Origin of the sequence: Streptomyces viridochromogenes (genome assembly GCF_001270495.1) — a bacterium.
Lineage (GTDB): Bacteria > Actinomycetota > Actinomycetes > Streptomycetales > Streptomycetaceae > Streptomyces > Streptomyces viridochromogenes_A.
On sequence record NZ_LGUR01000212.1, the window covers coordinates 29,281 to 46,731 of the forward strand.

Below are 17,451 nucleotides of genomic sequence, written 5' to 3' on the forward strand. Positions count from 1 at the left end.
GCCAGGTCCTGTCGGACAGGTCCTAGGAGTCGACCCAGCCGTTCACCAGCCACATCTGGTCGATGAGGGCGTCGCACTGGTTGCCCTGCTCACAGGACACCTTGATCGTGTTGGTGCCCTTGTTGAGCTGGATCCAGTTGTACGTCTTCGTCCAGCCCTTCTCGTAGTCGCCCTCAGGACCCTTGGCGTAGTTCTTGAGGTTGACCGGCGAGGTGGACGGCGTGCCGTTGACCGTCAGGGTGGCGTTGCCGTCCTTGCCGGGAACGCTGAAGCCGACGTAGACCGTGTACTTGCCGCTCTTCGGGATCCCGTTCACGGACCAAGTCACCGACGAGCCGACCTGGTTGAAGCCGGTGACATAGACGCCGCCGTCCGCCTGGGCGCCCTTGACGTCGGACGCGGTGGTGGCGCCGCCGGCGAGGGCGAGGGCCTTGGCGTCGATCGTCGGCAGGTCGTCCTGGGCCGCCTGGCTGTTGCTGTTCGAGGGGCTGGGCGCGCTGCTCTGCTGGGACTGCGTCGGCGTCGAGCCGGCCTCGCTGCCCTTGTCCCCCGGGTCGTCGTCACCGCCCAGCATCGCGACGCTGATGCCGATCACGACCGCAGCGACGACGGCGATCGCGCCGATCAGCAGGCCCTTGGTGTTGGGGCCGCCGCCACGGCCGCCGGACCCGCTGCCGCCGCTGTACGCCGGCTGCTGCTGAGCCGTCTGCGCCCCGCCGGGGTGCGTCTCCGGCGCCGCGTAGTGCGCGTTCGGCTGGCCGTACGCGCCCTGCTGTTGCGGTATCTGGCCGTAGGGCGACGCCGCCTGCTGCTGGCCGTACTGGCGCTGGCCGACCGCGCGCACCCGGTTGACCGAGCCCGGGTAGCCGTAGCCCCCGCCCCCGGAGGGCGGCTGGGCGCCGTTGGCCTGCCCGTCGGCGTAGAGGTAGCCGAACGGGTCGTCGTCCTCGGGCGTACTGGCGCCGTTGTTGCCGGACGTCATCCCTTGGTACTCCTCACCAGGTGCGGGCGGATGCGATGCGTGGGGTCAGAATGGCGAGCCTACCCGCTCCTGCTGACCCAAACGGGTGACTCGGATCGCATCAGCTCGCTGACCTGGGAGTTACCCGGCGCGTCTGTGCTGTTTGGGACGAGATCGTTTCTCTACGTACATCCGCTCGTCAGCGGACTTCAACACTTCGTCCGCGGTCATCCCGCAGTGTGCCCACCCGATACCGAAGCTGGCGCCGACCCGTACGGCCCGCCCTTCGGCCCGGATCGGCTGGATGATCTCGTTACGCAGACGTACGGCGAGGTCCTGGGCGTCGGCCCGGCCCAGTCCGTCGGCGAGGATCACGAACTCGTCGCCGCCGAGCCGGGCGACGGTGTCGCCGTCACGGACGCCACGCGACAGCCGCCCGGCGACCTCGATGAGCACCGCGTCACCCGCGTTGTGCCCGAACCGGTCGTTGATCGACTTGAAGCCGTCGAGGTCGCAGAAGAGCACCGCGAGCCCCTTGGCGCCGTCGTCCCGCTCGCCCTCGGCCGGGGCCACGGTGTGGACGTGGTGGTCGTAGGCGTCGAACGCCGCCACGGCGGGCCGGAAGTCGAAGCCGTGGCCGTTGGCGTCGTAGGCGGGGTGGCCGTAGGCCGCGTCGAGCGAGTCGACCGACTCCAGAGTGCCGAGGGGGGTCCCGCCCCGCGCGGAGTCGAGAGCCTGGGGGACCGACGAGCGCTGGCACAGCCGGGAGGAGAGGCGGGAGCGCAGCTCGGCGGAGTTCGGCAGGCCGGTGAGCGAGTCGTGGGAGGCGCGGTGGGCGAGCTGGAGCTCGCGGCGCTTGCGGTCCTCGATGTCCTCGACGTGGGTGAGCAGGAAGCGGGGGCCGTCGGCGGCATCGGCGACCACGCTGTTGCGCAGGGACACCCAGACGTACGTCCCGTCGCGCCGCCCGAGCCTGAGCTCCGCCCGTCCGCCCTCCGCCGAGGTCCGCAGCAGGGTGCCGATGTCCTCGGGGTGGACGAGGTCGGAGAAGGCGTAGCGACGCATCGCGGAGGCGGGGCGGCCGAGCAGGCGGCACAGGGCGTCGTTGGTGCGCAGGATCCGGCCGTGCTGGTCGCCGCCCATCTCGGCGATGGCCATGCCGGACGGGGCGTACTCGAAGGCCTGCCTGAAGCTTTCCTCACTCGCGCGCAGGGCCTGCTGCTCGCGTTCGAGCCTGACCAGCGCCCGCTGCATATTCGCGCGTAGACGTGCGTTGCTGATCGCGATGGCGGCCTGGAACGCGTACATCTGGAGCGCCTCGCGCCCCCACGCGCCCGGCAGCCGGCCGTTGCGCGGCCGGTCCACGGACAGGACCCCGATCAGCTCGCCGCACGCGCCGCCCTGGACGCCGGGCGTGTACATCGGCGCGAAGAGGCGGTCCGAGGGGTGCCACTCGTCCTCGAAGCGGGGCGCGGGGCCGTCGGTGTACCACTGCGGGACGTCGTCGTCGTCGAGGATCCAGCCCTCGGTGTGCGGGATGAAGACCAGGTCGCCCCAGTGCCGGCCCATGCTCAGCCGGCGTTCCCAGGAGTCGCGCGAACCGACGCGGCCGGTGATGAGGGCCTCGGCGGCGGGGTTGCCGGAGAAGGCGGCGACGACGAGATCGCCGTCGGGGCGTACGAGGTTGACGCACGCGAGCTCATAGCCGAGGCCGGTGACGACACCGTCGGCGACCGTCTGCAGCGTGTCCGCCAGGCTGCGGGCCGTGTTCATGTCAGCCATGACCTGGTGCAGTTGCCGCAGGGTCGCAAGGCGGACATACGGCTCCGACTCGGTCTCCATGCTCGCCCTCCCCCCGAGACCTCGCAGCGAATCAAGGGTGCTCTTCGGCGTATCTTCCTTGCTCGGTTCACCGCCACTGAATCACAGCGCGCTGCCCACTCGGTACACAGGGTCAACAATTAATGCCCCTTGTGACTCAAGTCACAGGTAAACGTGAACAATTGAGCGGAGTTTCTGCGGTTTTCCTGTGCGTTTACTGAACGCAAACTCTGTGTGCTTGTGGAGATGCCACGAAACCGTTCCGAACAGGCGCACCGGCCCGTCCGTCCGTAGTCCTAGGACCCTTCTCGGGCGAAGGCCCGATGCCGGGTGTGCGGGTCCGACACTAGCGTTTTCGGCGTGCCGAACACTTCCCCGCCCGCGCCGCCCGTGACCGCCCCCCTCCCCGCCGCCCGCGGCGCCTGCGGGCATGCTGAGGGAGTGAGTAATGACGAGTTCCGTGCCGCCATGTCGCGGCTGGCCGCGGGTGTGGTCCTGGTGACCGCGCTGGAGCCGCCGCTGGACCCGGACGACCCGCACGCGCCGGCCGGCGAGGACGTCGGCATGACGGCCACGGCGTTCATGTCGGTGTCCCTGGACCCGCCATTGGTCCTGGTCAGCCTGCGCGAGGGGTCCCGCATGGACGACCTGCTCGCCGAGCAGCCCCTGTGGGCGGTCTCGGTCCTCACCGAGAGCCAGCGCCACATCGCCGGCCGCTTCGCCATGAAGGGCCGGGTCAGCGACCGCCTGCTGTTCGCCGACATCCCGTACGTCCGCGGCAGGGAATCCGGCGCCCCGCTGGTGGGCGGCGCCCTGGCCACCCTGGAGTGCCGCACCGAGCAGCGTGTCACGGCCGGCGACCACACCCTGGTGATCGGCCGCGTCCTGTCGGCGTCGCTGCCGAGCTCGGACGGAGGGCCGCTGACGTATTTCCGGGGGCGATACCGGCAGTTGGGTTGAACACGGCCGCCGAGAAGGGCTCGGGGACCGGGCGAAAATCCGTGGCCGCCGAAGATCACTCGGCATACGGTCCCGGGATGACATCGACTCCCGCACTCCGCCTTGAAAAGATCACACCCGGAAACTTCGAGGCGGCGACCGGCATACGCGTCCGCCCCGAGCAGGAATTCGCGGTCTCCCCGGTGATGCAGTCCCTTGCCGAGGCATACGTGCATCCCGACGGCGTCGCCTGGCCCCGCCTGATCGTCGACGGCGACCGCCCGGTCGGCTTCCTGATGGCCTTTCTCGACATCGACTGGCGCGGCGACGGCACCCTCTTCCGCTCGGGCCTGTGGCGGCTGAACATCGCCGCCGGGGAACAGGGCCGCGGATACGGCCGGTTCGCGGTCGAGTCCGTGGCCGCGGAGATCCGCCGCCGCGGCGGCAAACAGCTCTACGTCACCTGGCATCCCGGCCCGAACGGGCCCGAGGGCTTCTACCTCGGGCTCGGCTTCCGCCCCAACGGCGAGACCAGCGAGGGCGAGACGGTGGGCGTGCTGGAACTGGAGCCGGAGCGGAAGCCGAGGCTGGACTAGGCGGAGCTGGACCAGGCGGAACAGGACCGGGCGGAACAGGACCGGGCGGAGCGGGACGGGCGGAGCGGGACCGGGCGGGCGACTAGGCCGGCCTGACGTCGAGCCGGGACAGCCGCTGGGGATCGGTCACGATGTCGATCACGGCGATCCGATCCCGTACGAACGCAAACTTCAAAGCCCGTTCCACCCGCCCCCCGACGAGCACCAACACCGCCGTGGCACCGTCGACGAGCCCGGGTCGCGCGACCGCGGCGAGCGACCCGTAGGTCGCCGCACCCCGCGCCACCGCCGCCGCACCCGTGGCCACCCCGGCCTCGGTGCGCGCGATGACGTCCGGGTCCAGGACGTCGAGCAGCCCCTCGAAGTCCCCGTCCCGAGCGGCGGCGAGAAAGGCGTCCACGACCTCCCGCTGCCTGCGCGGCCTCGTCCGGCCGGCCCCGGGCACCTCGGCGCCCCGCACCCGACGCCGGGCACGACTGGCCAGCTGCCGCGCGGCGGTCGGCGTACGGTCCACGACGGCCCCGACCTCCTCGTACGGCACTCCGAACAGATCGTGCAGCACGAACGCCAGCCGCTCGGCGGGCGTCAGGGTGTCCAGTACGACGAGCAGGGCGACGCCCACGGAGTCGGCGAGGAGGGCGTCCTGCTCTGGGTCGGTGCCGTCCGCGGACACGGATCCGCGGGCGGACCCGGGGACGGATGTGGAGGCGGCGGGACGGGGCATGGTGGCGTCGAGGGACTCCTCCGCGCGGGACTTGCGCGACCGGAGCATGTCCAGGCAGACCCGGCCGACGACCGTCGTCAGCCAGCCGCCGAGGTTGTCGACCCGGGTCGTATCGGCCCGGCTCACCCGGAACCACGCCTCCTGCACCGCGTCGTCGGCCTCGGCGGCCGAACCGAGCATGCGGTGGGCGACGGCGCGCAGGTGGGCGCGGTGCGCCTCGAAGCGCTGGGCAAGGAATTCGGATTCGGTGTCGCTCATTCGTCGTCACAGCCTCTCGACACGGGCCCGTGGTGATGCGGTCGGTGACTTGACGGATCACGGAGCGGCGATGTGACAGACAGACACCCACCGCGCGCACGGCCCCTGCCCACGGAGCAACCGCGGGCAGGGGCCGGAATGCGATGGGACCGGAATGCGGGGGGACCGGAGCGGACTGGGGCGTTGCCGCGCGCGGACGGTCAGTTCGGGCAGCCCGGTACGGCTCCCACGGGGCGGCAGTTGTTCGGGACGTTGAAGAGGACAGCGCTGGAGGCGAGGGAGACCTGCGAGCCGGACCCTTCGTAGATGCCGCCGCCCTGGAGCGGGCCGAACGCGGTGTTGCCGGTCACCGCGCTGAACCGCACGGTCGCCACTCCCGGCGACGTGGATCCGCCCGAGGGGCGTCCGGCGGCGACGACCGCCCCCGTCCTCAAGGCGGCCCTACCAGCGAAAACCGGAGTCACGGCACCGCGCCAAGCGGGCTGCTCCAACCAGTCACCGGATCCACCCGTCCGGCCCTCCGAGCACGCCGGGCAACTCCCCCGGCCCGGCCCGAGGGATGCCTAGGCCCAGCCCCGCCCGGACCGCCCCCGCTTGGTCTCCGAGCGCTGCTTCTTCACCCGCAGGCGGCGCTCGTTGATCCCCCGGGGAATGCGGGTCGGCTTGCGCGGCTTGGGAGGCGGCGCCGTCGCCTCGGCCAGGAGCGCCGCGAGGCGTACGGCGGCGGTCTCGCGGTTGCGCCACTGGGAGCGGTGCTCGGAGGAGCGGACGGTGATGACGCCGTCGACGAGGCGGGACGCCAGCCGCTGGAGGGCCCGCTGCTTCCACACGTCGGGCAGCGCCGCGGTGCTCGCGAGGTCGAAGCGCAGCTCCACCTGCGAGTCACTGGTGTTCACGTGCTGGCCGCCCGGGCCGCTCGACCGCGAGAAACGCCACATGAGCTCGGCCTCGGGCAGGGAGACGGAGCCGCGGATGACGTAGGGACCAGACATGTCCTCCATGTTCCCTGTCCTGTCCGGTCCACGTCACGCGAATATCGCCGTGTGTGGCCTACGAGTGCTCTTTGGCAAAGAAAGTAAAGACACCTGGAACCTGAGGTACCCCTCTCCACGTTCATACGGGTAGCTGTAGCTTCTAGCCGTACCGCAACGAGGGAAGGGACTCCCAACAATGGCTGTAAGCCTGTCCAAGGGTGGCAACGTCTCGCTCACCAAGGAGGCTCCGGGCCTGACCGCCGTCACCGTGGGCCTCGGCTGGGACGTCCGCACCACCACCGGCACGGACTTCGACCTCGACGCCTCGGCGATCGCGGTCAACCCCACGGGCAAGGTCTACTCGGACGCCCACTTCGTCTTCTTCAACAACAAGCAGACCCCGGACAGCACCATCGTCCACACCGGTGACAACCGCACCGGCGAGGGCGCGGGCGACGACGAGGCGATCAACGTCAACCTCGCCGGCCTCCCGGCCGACGTCGACAAGATCGTCTTCCCGGTCTCGATCTACGACGCGGAGAACCGCTCGCAGAACTTCGGCCAGGTCCGCAACGCCTACATCCGGATCGTCAACCAGGCCGGCGGCGCCGAGATCGCCCGCTACGACCTCTCCGAGGACGCGGCCACCGAGACCGCCATGGTCTTCGGCGAGCTCTACCGCAACGGCGCCGAGTGGAAGTTCCGCGCGGTCGGCCAGGGCTACGCCTCGGGCCTCGTGGGCATCGCGCAGGACTTCGGCGTGAACGTCTGACGGACGCCGCGCTGCCCTGCGTGCAGGGCATGCAAGGCATTCAGGTCATGCCCTGCACCGGAACCCCTGGCTTCGGCCGGGGGTTCCGGCGTTCCAGCCTTCCGGGGCCCTGCGTTCCGGGGGCCCGGGCCCCTCGGTCGAGGGCTTCGATTAGGTTGCCCCACATGATCCTTGAGCCCCTCCCTCTCACCTCCGACCACGACCTCCCGGCCCCGCTCCTCACCGAACTCACCGCGCTCTACGCCTCCAACCGCGACTTCCACGCACTCAGCGGCGACTTCCCGGACCCGGACGACGTCCGCCCGGAGCAGGTGGCCGCGGCACTGGCCGAGGAGTTGCAGGTCCCCGGGGCGGAGGTGCTGCTCGCGCGCAGCGCCGGACAGCTGGTCGGGGTCGTGATCACGCTGACCCGGCACCCGGACCCGTCCGACCCGGACCCGTGGATCGGGCTCCTGATGGTGGACGCGGGCGCGCAACGCCAAGGGCACGGAGGCCGGTTGGCCTCGCTCGTCGAGGACCGCTTCCGCGCGGCGGACCGCACCGCCGTACGCCTCGCCGTCCTCGACAACAACCCCGCGGCCCTCGCCTTCTGGACGGCCCTCGGCTACGAGACCATCGCCTACGGGCGGGACCGCCAGCTCGACCGCCCCTGCACGGTCCTGCGCAAGCCGCTCATCACGCCGCCGACCACGCCACCGGCCTCCCCACCTGGCGCCGAGGGCGCCTGAACGAGCCCGCCGGCACCGCGACCCGGCCGACCGCACCCGGCAGGAACGCCAGCACTGACACCGGCACCGGCGCCCCCGCGGTCAGGGAGCTACGCGGCGATGTTCCCGAGCCTGCTCGTCCTCGGACTCGCCTTCTGCCTGGCGTGCGGCCCGCTGACCATCACAGCGACGGACGGGGCCGCCAGAGGAGGAGCAGGGCCTCGCGGGCGGTCTCCTCCACACGGCTGCACGGCCTTCCAGTTCGGTGCCGCCCTCGGCCTCACCGCCGCGACCGCCGTCAGTACGGCCGCCACCCACGCCGCCGCCCCCGCCGCGCTGCTCGACGGCTACCGGGCGGGCCAGGTCGTCCCGTTCGTCGCGGCCGCCCTCGACGCCCTCATCAGCGCCTTCGGCCTGCGCAGACGGACCGGCGGCACCCGGCACGACGGCACACGACTCGACGGCACCCGGCCCGACCCGACGGAAGCCGCCCCCGAGGCGGTCGACATCCCCCGGGCGGTCGACATCCCAGGCACCCCCGCCTCCCGTTGACCGCCGTCAGGGCCGGTCCGGTTTCCCCTCGCCGTACAGCCAGTCCGCCCAGATCCCGTCGAAGTCCTCGTCCGGCGCCCTCTCCTCGACGTACCCCGTGAAGTCGGCGGTGGACGCGTTGCCGTGCCGGTGCTCGGCCGCCCAGCCCTGGACGATGTCGTAGAAGATGTCGTCGCCGACCGCCTGGCGGATCTTGTGGAGGACCATCGCGCCGCGCTGGTAGACGGGGTCGTCGGAGATGTGCGCGGCGCTCGTGGGCTTGGCGGGCGGGAAGGACCAGAGGTCCTTGTGGTGCTCCTCGCCGTGGTCGTACAGGGCGTCGAAGGTCTCCTGCGCGCTGTCGCCGCCGTCGTCCTCCCGCCACAGCCACTCCGCGTAGGTCGCGAAGCCCTCGTTCAGCCACATGTCCCGCCAGCTCTTCGGCGTCACGGAGTTGCCGAACCACTGGTGGGCGAGTTCATGGACGAGCAGTGCGGTGCCGGGGGCGCCGGGGAAGACGGGCCGGTTCTGGGTCTCCAGGGCGTATCCGGCGGCATCGGGACGGTCGATGATCGCGCCCGTGGAGGAGAAGGGATACGGACCGAAGTTGGTTTCGGCCCAGTCGATGATCCCGGGGATCTCGGCGAGCACCTTCCGGCCGGCCGCGGCCTGGTCCGGCGTCACGGCGACGTACACGGGCAGGCCGCTCCCGGTGGTGGAGCGCTTGATGTCGTAGTCGCCGATGGCGAGCGTGGCCAGGTAACTGGCCATGGGCTCGGCGGTGTGCCAGCGGAAGGTCGTACGGCCGTCCCGGGTCGACCGGTCGAGCAACTCGCCGTTGGAGACGGCCTCCAGTTCCTCCGGCACGGTCACGTCGATGTCGTACGACGCCTTGTCGGAGGGGTGGTTGTCGGCGGGGAACCACGCCATGGATCCGACGGGTTCCCCGAGCGCGAGTGCCCCGTCCTCGGTCGGCAGCCAGCCCTCCTCGGAACCGTCGGCGTCGGTGATCGTCACCGGGGAGCCGGAGTAGCGGACGGTGACGCGGAACGTCTCGCCGTCGTCGAGGTCGTCGCGGGGGCGGACGGTCAGCTCCTGCCCGGAGCGGTTCCAGCGGGCCCGCTCGCCCTCGACCGTGACGCTCTCGACGTCCAGCCCTTTGAGATCGAGGTCGAAGGCGGAGAGCTCCTGGGTGGCCCGGGCGGTGAGCGTGGCGGTACCGGTGAGGTGTTCCTCGTCGGGGTCGTAGCCGAGGTCGAGGTCGTAGTGGGTGACGTCGTAGCCGCCGTTGCCGGCCTTGGGGAAGTACGGGTCGCGCGCGCCGGCCCCACCGGGGGTGCCCTGGACGCCGCCACTGCACGCGGTGAGGACGAGCAGGGCGCAGGCGACAGTCAGGGCAACAGGCGCGAAACGGGACACGCCCGTGATCCTATGAGGTCGGGCGTGACACCATCACCCCCGTGCTCGACATCGGCTACGCCCTCTCCACCCGCTTCCCGGACCCCCCGCAGACGGACTACCGGCGCGCGGACGTCCGCGCCCTGCGCCACGACCTGTTCTGCGGCGACGTCTACCTCGCCGACACCAAAGCGGACCGGGAGTTGTCCACAGCCTGGGGATGGGTGCCCGTGCTCGACTTCGCGTGGGCCCTGTGCGACATCGCCGAGCGGCTCGACCAGGACCCGGCCGGCTCCCGCGCCTCCCGCCCCCAGCACGCGGAACTGGACTTCACCGAGTCCACGGACCGCATGCTCTTCGAGCGCCGCTTCGGCTGGGTGGACGTCGAGGCGGACTGGATGCCGGCGGAGGAGGCCCCGCTGACCTTCTCGCACACCGAACTGCGCCGTGAGGCCCGTGACTTCCTTCACGACCTGATCGCCGACCTGATCGACCTGCACGAGGATCTGGGCGAGAACCCGGCGATCTGGACGCTCCAGGCGCGCTATCCCCGGGTGGCCTGAGCACAACGGCGGCCTTCCCGACCGGGACCGGGTCGGAACCGGGTCGGAAAGGCCGCCGTCACACAGAACTCGGCACGGAACCCGCCGCACGGAACCCGCCGCACAGAGCTCCGAGCCACCCGCTGTCTCAGCCGGCGATCGGGCCCAGCTTGATGTCGGAGACCGTGAGGCTGACGGACTTCGCGGAGATGTCGGTCAGGACGGGCAGACCGTTGGGGCCCTGCTCGAAGTTGGCGGTGAGGCCCTCCACGGAGCCGCCGACGGAGAGGCCACCCGCGACGCCGTCGAGGTCGGCGTCGGCTATCTCACGGGTCTCGATGGGAGAGATGTTGCTCATGCTGAGGAGCGTCCTTCTTCTCTGGTGGGATGGGTCGCCGAATGCGTGGCGCACTGCGACGGAGGCGGCCCGCCGGACGACTCCGACGACCCCCGCCATGCCGGGATCGAAGCACGCTCGCGCGGCACGTGAAGGAGCGAACGCCCACCTCTCTACGAGCCGTTCACAGCATTGGCCGAACCCGTCCCTCAACCCCGCCGACGTTCCACAGTCCTCCCCTCAATCCTCCACGCGGATCCCGAGCTGGGCCGCCAACACCGGTGCCAGATCCAGTAGTTGACCAGAACTGATCACCGCTCCCGACAGTCGGTCCACCCCTCGCGCGATGTCCAGTTCGGCCGCCCCCCGCAGGTCCACGTCCGCCAGCGTCACCCCGGTGAGGTCCGCCCCCTTCACCGCGCAGTCCACGAACTCCACCCGCTCCAGCCGGGCGCCCCCGAAGTCCGGCTCGACCAGGACGCAGCCCTCGAAGACGACGTCTCTGAGCCTGGCCTTGCGCAGGTTCAGGTAGTCGATCTTGCCGCCTCGGATCACGACCCGTTCCAGCGCCGCCCCGTGCAGCTGCACCCCGCCCAGCCGGGCGTCGACCAGCTCCACATCACGCAGGGTCGACTCGGCGAGATCGGTGCCGACACCCCGTAGCCCCGTGAGAACCGAGTCGAGGACCCGGGCGTGGCGCAGTCTCGTCTCGTCCAGCGCACACCCCGTCAGCGCGCAGTCCATGAAGCGGGCGCCCCCGCCGTCCTGCCCGGTGAGGTCCTCCTCCCGGAACTCCAGCCCGTCATAGTCCCCGTCCGGCTCCAACTCCCCCTTCCGGAACGGCTCCAGCGGCGGCAGCCGCACCTCGGGCCGCCGCGCCGCCTTCACGCCGCCCCGGCCCGGACCGCCGCCGCCCTCACCCATCGCTCTCCTCGCCATGCCCCCATGCTGCACCCCACCACTGACAACTCCCCCGACCTGCGACGACACGGCCCGACACCCTCGATGTCACATTCCGGGTGCCCAGAACCGTCGTACTCACAGAGCAGGACAGACAGGCGACCCCGAGCACGAGGGAGACCCCCAGCCATGCACCGCATCACCGTCATCGGCGGCGGCTTCGCCGGACTCACCGCGGCCATCACCGCCGCCGAGGCGGGCGCCAAGGTCACCGTGTACGAAGCCCACCACACCCTCGGCGGATGGGCGCGGACCGCCGAGGGGCCGTACCGGACGAACGAGGGACCGCACGCCCTGTACAGCGGCGGCCCGCACTGGGCCTGGCTCAAGCAGCGGGACCTCATCGGACCGCTCGCGCCGATCCCGCCCCTGGAGGCCGCCCGGCTCCGGCTGCGGCACCGGGGCGTACTGCGCCGTACCCCGCCCTTCGCCATGCTCAAGCTGCTGCGGCGGGGCCTCCCGCAGGCGCCCGTGGACGTCGACTTCCAGACCTGGGCCACCGGCATCGCGGGCGAGGAAGGCGCCCGAGCCGCCGCGCACTACTCCGCGGTCGCCCTGTTCCACCACGACCCCGGAGCCCTGTCCGCCGCGTTCGTGTGGGAGCGGCTGCGCCGGGCGACCAAGCTGCCGCCGGAGGCGCACTATCCGCAGGGAGGCTGGGCGACCATGATCGACCGGATGGCGGCCCGCGCCTGGAACCTCGGGGTCCGGATGGAGACCCTCTCCCGTGTCGACAGCCTCGACGACCTGGACGGCCTCCAGAGCCCGGCGACCGACGCGCCCGTCATCGTCGCCACCTCCCTCGACGCCGCCCGCCGGCTCCTCAAGGACGACTCCCTGACCTGGACGAGCGGCCGTACGGCGCTCATCGACCTCGCCGTGCGGACCCGGCGCGGGGACGCCTTCGCGGTCTCCGACCTCGACGAGACCGGCTGGCTGGAGCGGTTCACCGCACAGGACCGGTCCCTCGCGCCCGCCGGTGAACAGCTGATCCAGGGCCAGTTCCCGATCGCCCCGCACGAGACCAGGGCCGACGGCATCGCCCGTGCCGAACAGCTTCTCGACCTCGGCTTCCCCGGCTGGCGCGAACGCGTCACCTGGCGGCGGGAGTCGGTGGCGAGCGGCCGTACCGGCGCCGTCGACCTGCCCGGCACCAGCTGGCGCGACCGCCCGGCCGTCGACCGCGGCGACGGGATCTACCTGGCGGGCGACCAGGTCGCCGCCCCGGGCGTCCTGTCCGAGGTCTCCTTCAACAGCGCACTCACGGCCGTGTCCCTGGCCCTCGGACGGCACGCCCTTGACCTCAAGAGAGCTTGAGGTTGCAGCATCGATCAGCCGCCTCCGATCGCATCCGGTCGCGTCCGGTCGCCTCGGCGACAGGGCGGGCGGCGCACTGACGACCCGAGTTCGCACCCGAGTTCACAGCGATGGGGGACCCCGATGCACGCCATCCGCCTGCACGCCTTCGGCCCGGCCGAGAACCTCGCCTACGAGGAGACCGACGACCCCACCCCCGGCCCCGGCCAAGTCCGTATCGCCGTGAAGGCGGCCGGGGTCCACCTCCTCGACACGGCCCTGCGCGAGGGCTTCCAGGGCCCCGCGCCACAGCCGACCGCGCTGCCCACGATCCCCGGCCGCGAGGTCGCCGGAGTCGTCGAGTCCGTCGGCGAGGACGTCGCCGGGCTCTGGCTCGGCAAGCACGTAGTGGCCCACCTCGGCTTCGCGCCGGGCGGGTACGCCGAGCTGGCCGTCACCGACGTCGACCGCGCCCACGAGATCCCCGCCAACCTCGACTTCGCCGAGGCCGTCGCCATGATCGGCACGGGCCGTACGACCATGGGGATCCTCCAGTTCGCCGAGCTCGGCCCGGACGCGGTGGCCGTGATCCCGGCGGCGGCGGGCGGCATCGGCACGCTGCTCGTGCAGTACGCCAAGAACGCCGGGGCCGTCGTCATCGGGCTCGCGGGCGGTCCGGAGAAGGCCGCACGCGTACAGGCGAACGGCGCCGATCTCTCCGTCGACTACCAGGACCCCGCCTGGCCCGAGAAGGTCCGCGCCTTCCTCGGCGGACGGCCCGCCACCGTCGTCTTCGACGGCGTCGGCGGCGACGTGGCCCGCGAGTCCGTCGCCCTGCTCGGTCCGGGCGGCCGGCACGTCGTCTTCGGCTGGTCCGGCGCGGGCCTGCACGACGGCGAGCCCTACCTCGTCGACGGCGTCTCCGAGCAGGTCCTCGGCCCCGTGATGATGCAGAAGGCCGGCGGCCCCAACCCCGTACGGACCCTCGAACTGCGCGCCCTCGCCGAGGCCGCCGCGGGCCGCCTCACCCCCGCCGTGCAGCGCTTCCCACTCGCGGAGGCCGCGGCCGCCCACCGGGCCCTGGAAACGCGCGCGACCACCGGAAAGGTGGTACTGGAGCCATGAGCAGCCGCAAGCCCCGGCCCGGGCCGCCGACCCTCCCCGCCGCCGGTGGGGCCTGGTGATCATCGCTCACCTGGCCCCGCAGGGCTCCGGACTCACCTCCGCAGCCATCAACACCTCGCAGCAGGTGGGCGGTTCGATCGGTACGGCGGCCTGAGAGACGGGAGGAGGGGCCCCACCGGACCGCGGAGCCCCTCCCCCACCCCTTCACGAAGGCCGCCCGGCCCTCGCGGTGACGATCAGCCGGCGACCGCCTTCGTCGCCTTGCTCAGCACCGACCCGTCCTGGTGACCCGTACGGCGCGCGATCACCTTCACGGTGATCTTCTTTCCCTTCTGCGCCGACTTCAGCACCAGCGACGACTTGGTGGCCCCGCTGATCGCCTTGCCGTTCGCGTACCACTGGTACGCGTACGACGTCGCCGCCGGACTCCAGGTCCCCGTGGACGTCTTCAGCGTCTTGCCGACCTTCACCGTCCCGCTGATCACCGGCAGCCTGGTCGCCTTGGGCGCGGCCCCCTTGGCCACGGTCACCGCCGCCGAGGTCGCCGAGCCGCCGACCCAGCCGGACCTGGCCGCGGTGACGGTCACGGTGAGCTTCTTGCCGACCATCGAGGCGGGGACGGTGTACGTCGACGCCGTCGCCCCGCTGATCGCCGTACCGTTCGCCTTCCACTGGTACTTGTACGACGACGGCGTCGCCGACCAGCTCCCGGGCGTGGCCGTGACCTTGGCGCCGGTCTTGGCCGTGCCGGTCACCCGGGGAGCGGCCGTGCTCTCCAGCCTGGGCTGCGGGGTCACGGTGAACGAGCCGCGCGGGAACTCCCAGCCGCGGGTGAGCACGCTGATGTTCCAGGTGCCGGTGGCCGCGCCGGTCAGGTCGAGCGTCGCGGTCACCGTCCGGTTGTCGGCGGAGACCGAGTCGGCCGCCGCCGTGATCGTCTTCCCGGCCTGGCCGATCCGGACGGTGACGTCCGGGCCGAGGGCGGTGCCGGTGACCGTGAGCTTCACCTTGCCGCCCGCGGCCCCGGTGTCGGGGCTGACGGCGGTGACAGCCGTCTCCTCCGTGCCGCACGGCGCGGACGTGCAGGTCAGCTCGGCGCTGTAGGCCGTGCTCGGCGCCTTCTCGGGCAGGCCCAGCAGGAACACCGTCGGCGTGCTCTGCGAGGACGAGCCGAGCGCGTCGCAGTCGTAGCCCTCCGGGATGTAGTGCGTGCAGCCGTTGGCCCAGGTCGACGTGTTGTACAGCACCGGGACCGCGGTGGCGGCGGCGCCGGCGGTGTCCTTGATGTCGGTCTCGAAGCGGTCGAACCCGGCGGTCGGCAGCGCCGCGCACACCGCGGTGTGCGACTCGTCCAGCGTGCCGGTGATCGGGCCGTACCCGTACGCCACGGACGGCACCTTGACGCACTCCGGCGCCGGCCCGTCGGCGGTGGCGATCCGCAGGGCGTCCAGTCGGTACTCGGGCGAGGCCTTGAGGTTGGCCGGGGTCTGCACGAGGACCTGGTGGGTGGTGGACCCGGTGACCGCGCAGGAGGTGTTGCGGAAGGAGCACTCCACACGGCCGTCCCCGGCGACGACCGAGGAGTTGGCGGTGCCGAGGGCGTCCCGCACGTTGACGTGTACGACGTCGGTGTCCGCGGCGGTGGTCACCTGGCGGCAGTCGAGGGTGCCGGGGGCGCCGTACGCGCTCTTCACGGAGGGGCCGCCGACCTTCGCGGCCGCGGTCTTCACGCAGCCCGCCGAGGAGGCGCTCGCGGTGACGTCCCGCCGGGTCAGGGTGTAGGTGGCGGCCTCGTCGCGGCCGGTCACCAGCACGGTGTGGGCCTTGCCCGGGGTCAGGGAGCAGATCGTCCAGCCGTTGGTGGTGCCCCCGCGCTGGCAGATCCGCTTGCCGTCGGAGTCCAGCACCGAGAACTGGGCGGAGGCGGTCCCGGAGGTGGCGGCCAGCTGGAAGACCTCGGCGTCGGTGTGCGCGTCCGCCGGGATGCCCAGGCAGTGCGAGAAGACACCGCCGCCGGTGGTCAGGGTGGCCTTGGCGCCGTCCGCGGCGAAGCTGCCGGCGGGCAGGACGGGGCAGCCCTGGGCGACGTCGGTGCGGTGGAAGGCGACCGCGTAGGGGCCGGTCGCCGAGTCCCCGCCGTCCTCGGTGTGGACCAGTGCCCGGTAGGGGGCCTCACCGGTGAGCGCGCAGTCCCCGCCCCGCAGCCTCTCCTCGTCGCACTGCGGCGTGCCGACGCGGTCCAGGACCTCCACCTCGGGGGTCAGCCCGGCCGACGAGAGCGAGGTGAGCGCGGCGATCCGGGCGCCCTGCGGGGCGTCCAGCGTCAGGCAGTCGTACTGCCCGACCGTGCTCAACTCGCCCTTGTGCAGCCCGGCCCCGGTCGCCACGCAACCGGCGTCGGAGGCCCGGTCGAGGACGACCAGCCCGGCGCGGCTGTCCCGGAACGGGTACGTGCCGTCGAGGACGGCCGTGTAGGTTCCCGGCGTCTTGATCCGGCACGGGTCGGCCTCGTACCGGCACACGCTCAGCCCGGCCGCGTCGTACACCCGGGCCACCCCGACCTGCCGGTCCTCGCTCACCGAGTGCACGGTGTACGGTCCCGCCGCACCGGCCGTGAAGGTGAAGCACGGGTTGGCGGTGGGGTGCTGTCCGTCCAGCGGGCCGTAGTCGCGGACCGGGGCGACGGCGCAGCCCTGCGGGTCGCTGAGCCGGCGCACCTTCACCGCGAACTCGGCGGGGAAGCCGCTCTCCGCGCGCGAGACGGTGGAGATCACCCGGTAGGGGCCGTCCCCGGGCAGGACGCAGCTGTCCTCGTCGTTCTCCGGGAACCGCTCGCAGATCCGCCTGCCGGTCGCGTCGGTGATCCAGGCGAGGGAGTCGCCGTACACCTTCGTGCCGTACGTCAGCCGGACCCGGTCGCCGCGCGTGCCCTCGAAGGGCTGGCAGTCGACCTCCACGCGGCTCACGGTCCTACGGGTGACGTCCGGCTGGTCCCAGTTCGTGCCGACGGATTCCGCGCAGCCCTCGACCGAGCCGAGCGGGACGAAGGTGACGGAGGTGGCCTTGTCCTGCCAGTCGGTGTTGAGCACCTTCAGCGTGTAGGTGCCGGCCGCGGGCACCGCGCACATGCCGTGCGTGGCGTACCCGTCGCCGTAGCAGTCCACCTCGCTGCCGTCGGCGGCGAGCAGCTGCCTGGTCATGGTGTTGCCGCTGTCGTCCAGGGCCGGGGCCAGATACAGGCCCGGCGTCCCGACGGTGACGGTGTAGCAGACGCTCGACTCGGGTGCGACGGTCGCCTTGCCGACGGCGTCCCCGGGGTCACCGAACGGGGCGAGCGCGAGCGGCGCGCACCCCTCGTCGGCGGCGACGGCGGGGCTCGCCCCGGTCATGGTCAGCAGTGCGGCGAGCAGCGAGACGAGAGCGGCGAAGACGGCCGGGAACACGGCTGCCCGCCCCGGTCTCGCAGACGGACAGGAGTCGTCGTCGGACACGGAATCCCCCCTGGATCAG

General features: G+C 72.0%; 17 protein-coding genes. 8 read left to right on the forward strand and 9 right to left on the reverse strand.

The window, feature by feature from the left end; translation table 11 throughout:
• Positions 1-22: 22 nt before the first annotated feature.
• Both ADK36_RS27920 and cdgB read right to left on the reverse strand, forming a co-directional pair.
• Positions 23-982, reverse strand: a complete 960-nt coding sequence (locus tag ADK36_RS27920; RefSeq protein WP_048585810.1) for a CBM35 domain-containing protein — start codon at positions 980-982, stop codon at positions 23-25.
• 120 nt (positions 983-1,102) lie between these two features.
• Entirely contained in the window at positions 1,103-2,803 is a 1,701-nt protein-coding gene (gene cdgB / locus ADK36_RS27925; RefSeq protein ID WP_048585809.1) for a diguanylate cyclase CdgB, read from the reverse strand.
• Between the two features lie 339 nt (positions 2,804-3,142).
• On the opposite strand from cdgB, the gene ADK36_RS27930 reads away from it, so the two are divergent.
• Together ADK36_RS27930 and ADK36_RS27935 are read left to right on the forward strand one after the other, a co-directional pair.
• On the forward strand, positions 3,143-3,742 hold the full coding sequence (locus ADK36_RS27930) for a flavin reductase family protein (RefSeq protein ID WP_078916624.1): 600 nt from the start codon (positions 3,143-3,145) through the stop codon (positions 3,740-3,742).
• Between the two features lie 77 nt (positions 3,743-3,819).
• Positions 3,820-4,317, forward strand: coding sequence for a GNAT family N-acetyltransferase (locus ADK36_RS27935; RefSeq protein WP_048585808.1), 498 nt, complete (start codon positions 3,820-3,822; stop codon positions 4,315-4,317).
• Between the two features lie 82 nt (positions 4,318-4,399).
• Here ADK36_RS27935 and ADK36_RS27940 read toward each other — a convergent pair whose 3' ends face one another.
• The 3 genes from ADK36_RS27940 to arfB all read right to left on the reverse strand — a co-directional run bounded on the left by ADK36_RS27940 (position 4,400) and on the right by arfB (position 6,300).
• A complete protein-coding gene (locus tag ADK36_RS27940) occupies positions 4,400-5,299 on the reverse strand; it encodes a sigma-70 family RNA polymerase sigma factor (protein ID WP_053199490.1) in 900 nt (299 codons plus the stop codon).
• Between the two features lie 200 nt (positions 5,300-5,499).
• Entirely contained in the window at positions 5,500-5,733 is a 234-nt protein-coding gene (locus ADK36_RS49050) for a hypothetical protein (RefSeq protein ID WP_159391209.1), read from the reverse strand.
• Positions 5,734-5,862: 129 nt separating this feature from the next.
• Positions 5,863-6,300, reverse strand: a complete 438-nt coding sequence (gene arfB / locus ADK36_RS27945) for an alternative ribosome rescue aminoacyl-tRNA hydrolase ArfB (protein WP_048585806.1) — start codon at positions 6,298-6,300, stop codon at positions 5,863-5,865.
• Positions 6,301-6,469: 169 nt separating this feature from the next.
• Here arfB and ADK36_RS27950 point away from each other — a divergent pair, with 169 nt between their 5' ends.
• The 3 genes from ADK36_RS27950 to ADK36_RS27960 all read left to right on the forward strand — a co-directional run bounded on the left by ADK36_RS27950 (position 6,470) and on the right by ADK36_RS27960 (position 8,304).
• Positions 6,470-7,045 (forward strand): TerD family protein, encoded by a 576-nt coding sequence (locus ADK36_RS27950; protein ID WP_030050335.1) that lies wholly within the window; start codon positions 6,470-6,472, stop codon positions 7,043-7,045.
• Between the two features lie 164 nt (positions 7,046-7,209).
• Positions 7,210-7,773 (forward strand): GNAT family N-acetyltransferase, encoded by a 564-nt coding sequence (locus ADK36_RS27955; RefSeq protein ID WP_053199491.1) that lies wholly within the window; start codon positions 7,210-7,212, stop codon positions 7,771-7,773.
• 99 nt (positions 7,774-7,872) lie between these two features.
• Positions 7,873-8,304, forward strand: coding sequence for a hypothetical protein (locus tag ADK36_RS27960; RefSeq protein ID WP_048585804.1), 432 nt, complete (start codon positions 7,873-7,875; stop codon positions 8,302-8,304).
• A 6-nt stretch (positions 8,305-8,310) separates the two neighbouring features.
• On the opposite strand, the gene ADK36_RS27965 is transcribed toward ADK36_RS27960, so the two are convergent.
• The gene (locus ADK36_RS27965; protein WP_053199493.1) at positions 8,311-9,702 is read right to left on the reverse strand and encodes a M1 family metallopeptidase; all 1,392 of its coding nucleotides are present in this window, start codon (positions 9,700-9,702) and stop codon (positions 8,311-8,313) included.
• 41 nt (positions 9,703-9,743) lie between these two features.
• Here ADK36_RS27965 and ADK36_RS27970 point away from each other — a divergent pair, with 41 nt between their 5' ends.
• Entirely contained in the window at positions 9,744-10,244 is a 501-nt protein-coding gene (locus ADK36_RS27970) for a hypothetical protein (RefSeq protein ID WP_048585802.1), read from the forward strand.
• Between the two features lie 127 nt (positions 10,245-10,371).
• On the opposite strand, the gene ADK36_RS27975 is transcribed toward ADK36_RS27970, so the two are convergent.
• A complete protein-coding gene (locus ADK36_RS27975) occupies positions 10,372-10,581 on the reverse strand; it encodes a hypothetical protein (protein ID WP_048585801.1) in 210 nt (69 codons plus the stop codon).
• A gap of 219 nt (positions 10,582-10,800) precedes the next feature.
• Positions 10,801-11,499 carry a pentapeptide repeat-containing protein gene (locus ADK36_RS27980; RefSeq protein WP_107086922.1) on the reverse strand — a complete coding sequence of 233 codons (699 nt, stop codon included), beginning with the start codon at positions 11,497-11,499 and terminating at the stop codon, positions 10,801-10,803.
• 150 nt (positions 11,500-11,649) lie between these two features.
• Here ADK36_RS27980 and ADK36_RS27985 point away from each other — a divergent pair, with 150 nt between their 5' ends.
• Positions 11,650-12,837, forward strand: a complete 1,188-nt coding sequence (locus ADK36_RS27985) for an FAD-dependent oxidoreductase (RefSeq protein WP_053199495.1) — start codon at positions 11,650-11,652, stop codon at positions 12,835-12,837.
• A gap of 123 nt (positions 12,838-12,960) precedes the next feature.
• The gene (locus tag ADK36_RS27990) at positions 12,961-13,941 is read left to right on the forward strand and encodes a zinc-binding dehydrogenase (RefSeq protein WP_048585799.1); all 981 of its coding nucleotides are present in this window, start codon (positions 12,961-12,963) and stop codon (positions 13,939-13,941) included.
• Positions 13,942-14,177: 236 nt separating this feature from the next.
• Here ADK36_RS27990 and ADK36_RS27995 read toward each other — a convergent pair whose 3' ends face one another.
• Positions 14,178-17,330, reverse strand: a complete 3,153-nt coding sequence (locus ADK36_RS27995; protein ID WP_078942737.1) for an IPT/TIG domain-containing protein — start codon at positions 17,328-17,330, stop codon at positions 14,178-14,180.
• Between the last annotated feature and the right edge of the window lie 121 nt (positions 17,331-17,451).

Coding starts and splice junctions, on each gene's coding strand:
- ADK36_RS27920 (WP_048585810.1), bottom strand. CDS start 982: ATGACGTCCGGCAACAACGGCGCCAGTACGCCCGAGGACGACGACCCG.
- cdgB (WP_048585809.1), bottom strand. CDS start 2,803: ATGGAGACCGAGTCGGAGCCGTATGTCCGCCTTGCGACCCTGCGGCAA.
- ADK36_RS27935 (WP_048585808.1), top strand. CDS start 3,820: ATGACATCGACTCCCGCACTCCGCCTTGAAAAGATCACACCCGGAAAC.
- ADK36_RS27940 (WP_053199490.1), bottom strand. CDS start 5,299: ATGAGCGACACCGAATCCGAATTCCTTGCCCAGCGCTTCGAGGCGCAC.
- arfB (WP_048585806.1), bottom strand. CDS start 6,300: ATGGAGGACATGTCTGGTCCCTACGTCATCCGCGGCTCCGTCTCCCTG.
- ADK36_RS27950 (WP_030050335.1), top strand. CDS start 6,470: ATGGCTGTAAGCCTGTCCAAGGGTGGCAACGTCTCGCTCACCAAGGAG.
- ADK36_RS27955 (WP_053199491.1), top strand. CDS start 7,210: ATGATCCTTGAGCCCCTCCCTCTCACCTCCGACCACGACCTCCCGGCC.
- ADK36_RS27960 (WP_048585804.1), top strand. CDS start 7,873: ATGTTCCCGAGCCTGCTCGTCCTCGGACTCGCCTTCTGCCTGGCGTGC.
- ADK36_RS27975 (WP_048585801.1), bottom strand. CDS start 10,581: ATGAGCAACATCTCTCCCATCGAGACCCGTGAGATAGCCGACGCCGAC.
- ADK36_RS27980 (WP_107086922.1), bottom strand. CDS start 11,499: ATGGCGAGGAGAGCGATGGGTGAGGGCGGCGGCGGTCCGGGCCGGGGC.
- ADK36_RS27985 (WP_053199495.1), top strand. CDS start 11,650: ATGCACCGCATCACCGTCATCGGCGGCGGCTTCGCCGGACTCACCGCG.
- ADK36_RS27990 (WP_048585799.1), top strand. CDS start 12,961: ATGCACGCCATCCGCCTGCACGCCTTCGGCCCGGCCGAGAACCTCGCC.
- ADK36_RS27995 (WP_078942737.1), bottom strand. CDS start 17,330: ATGACCGGGGCGAGCCCCGCCGTCGCCGCCGACGAGGGGTGCGCGCCG.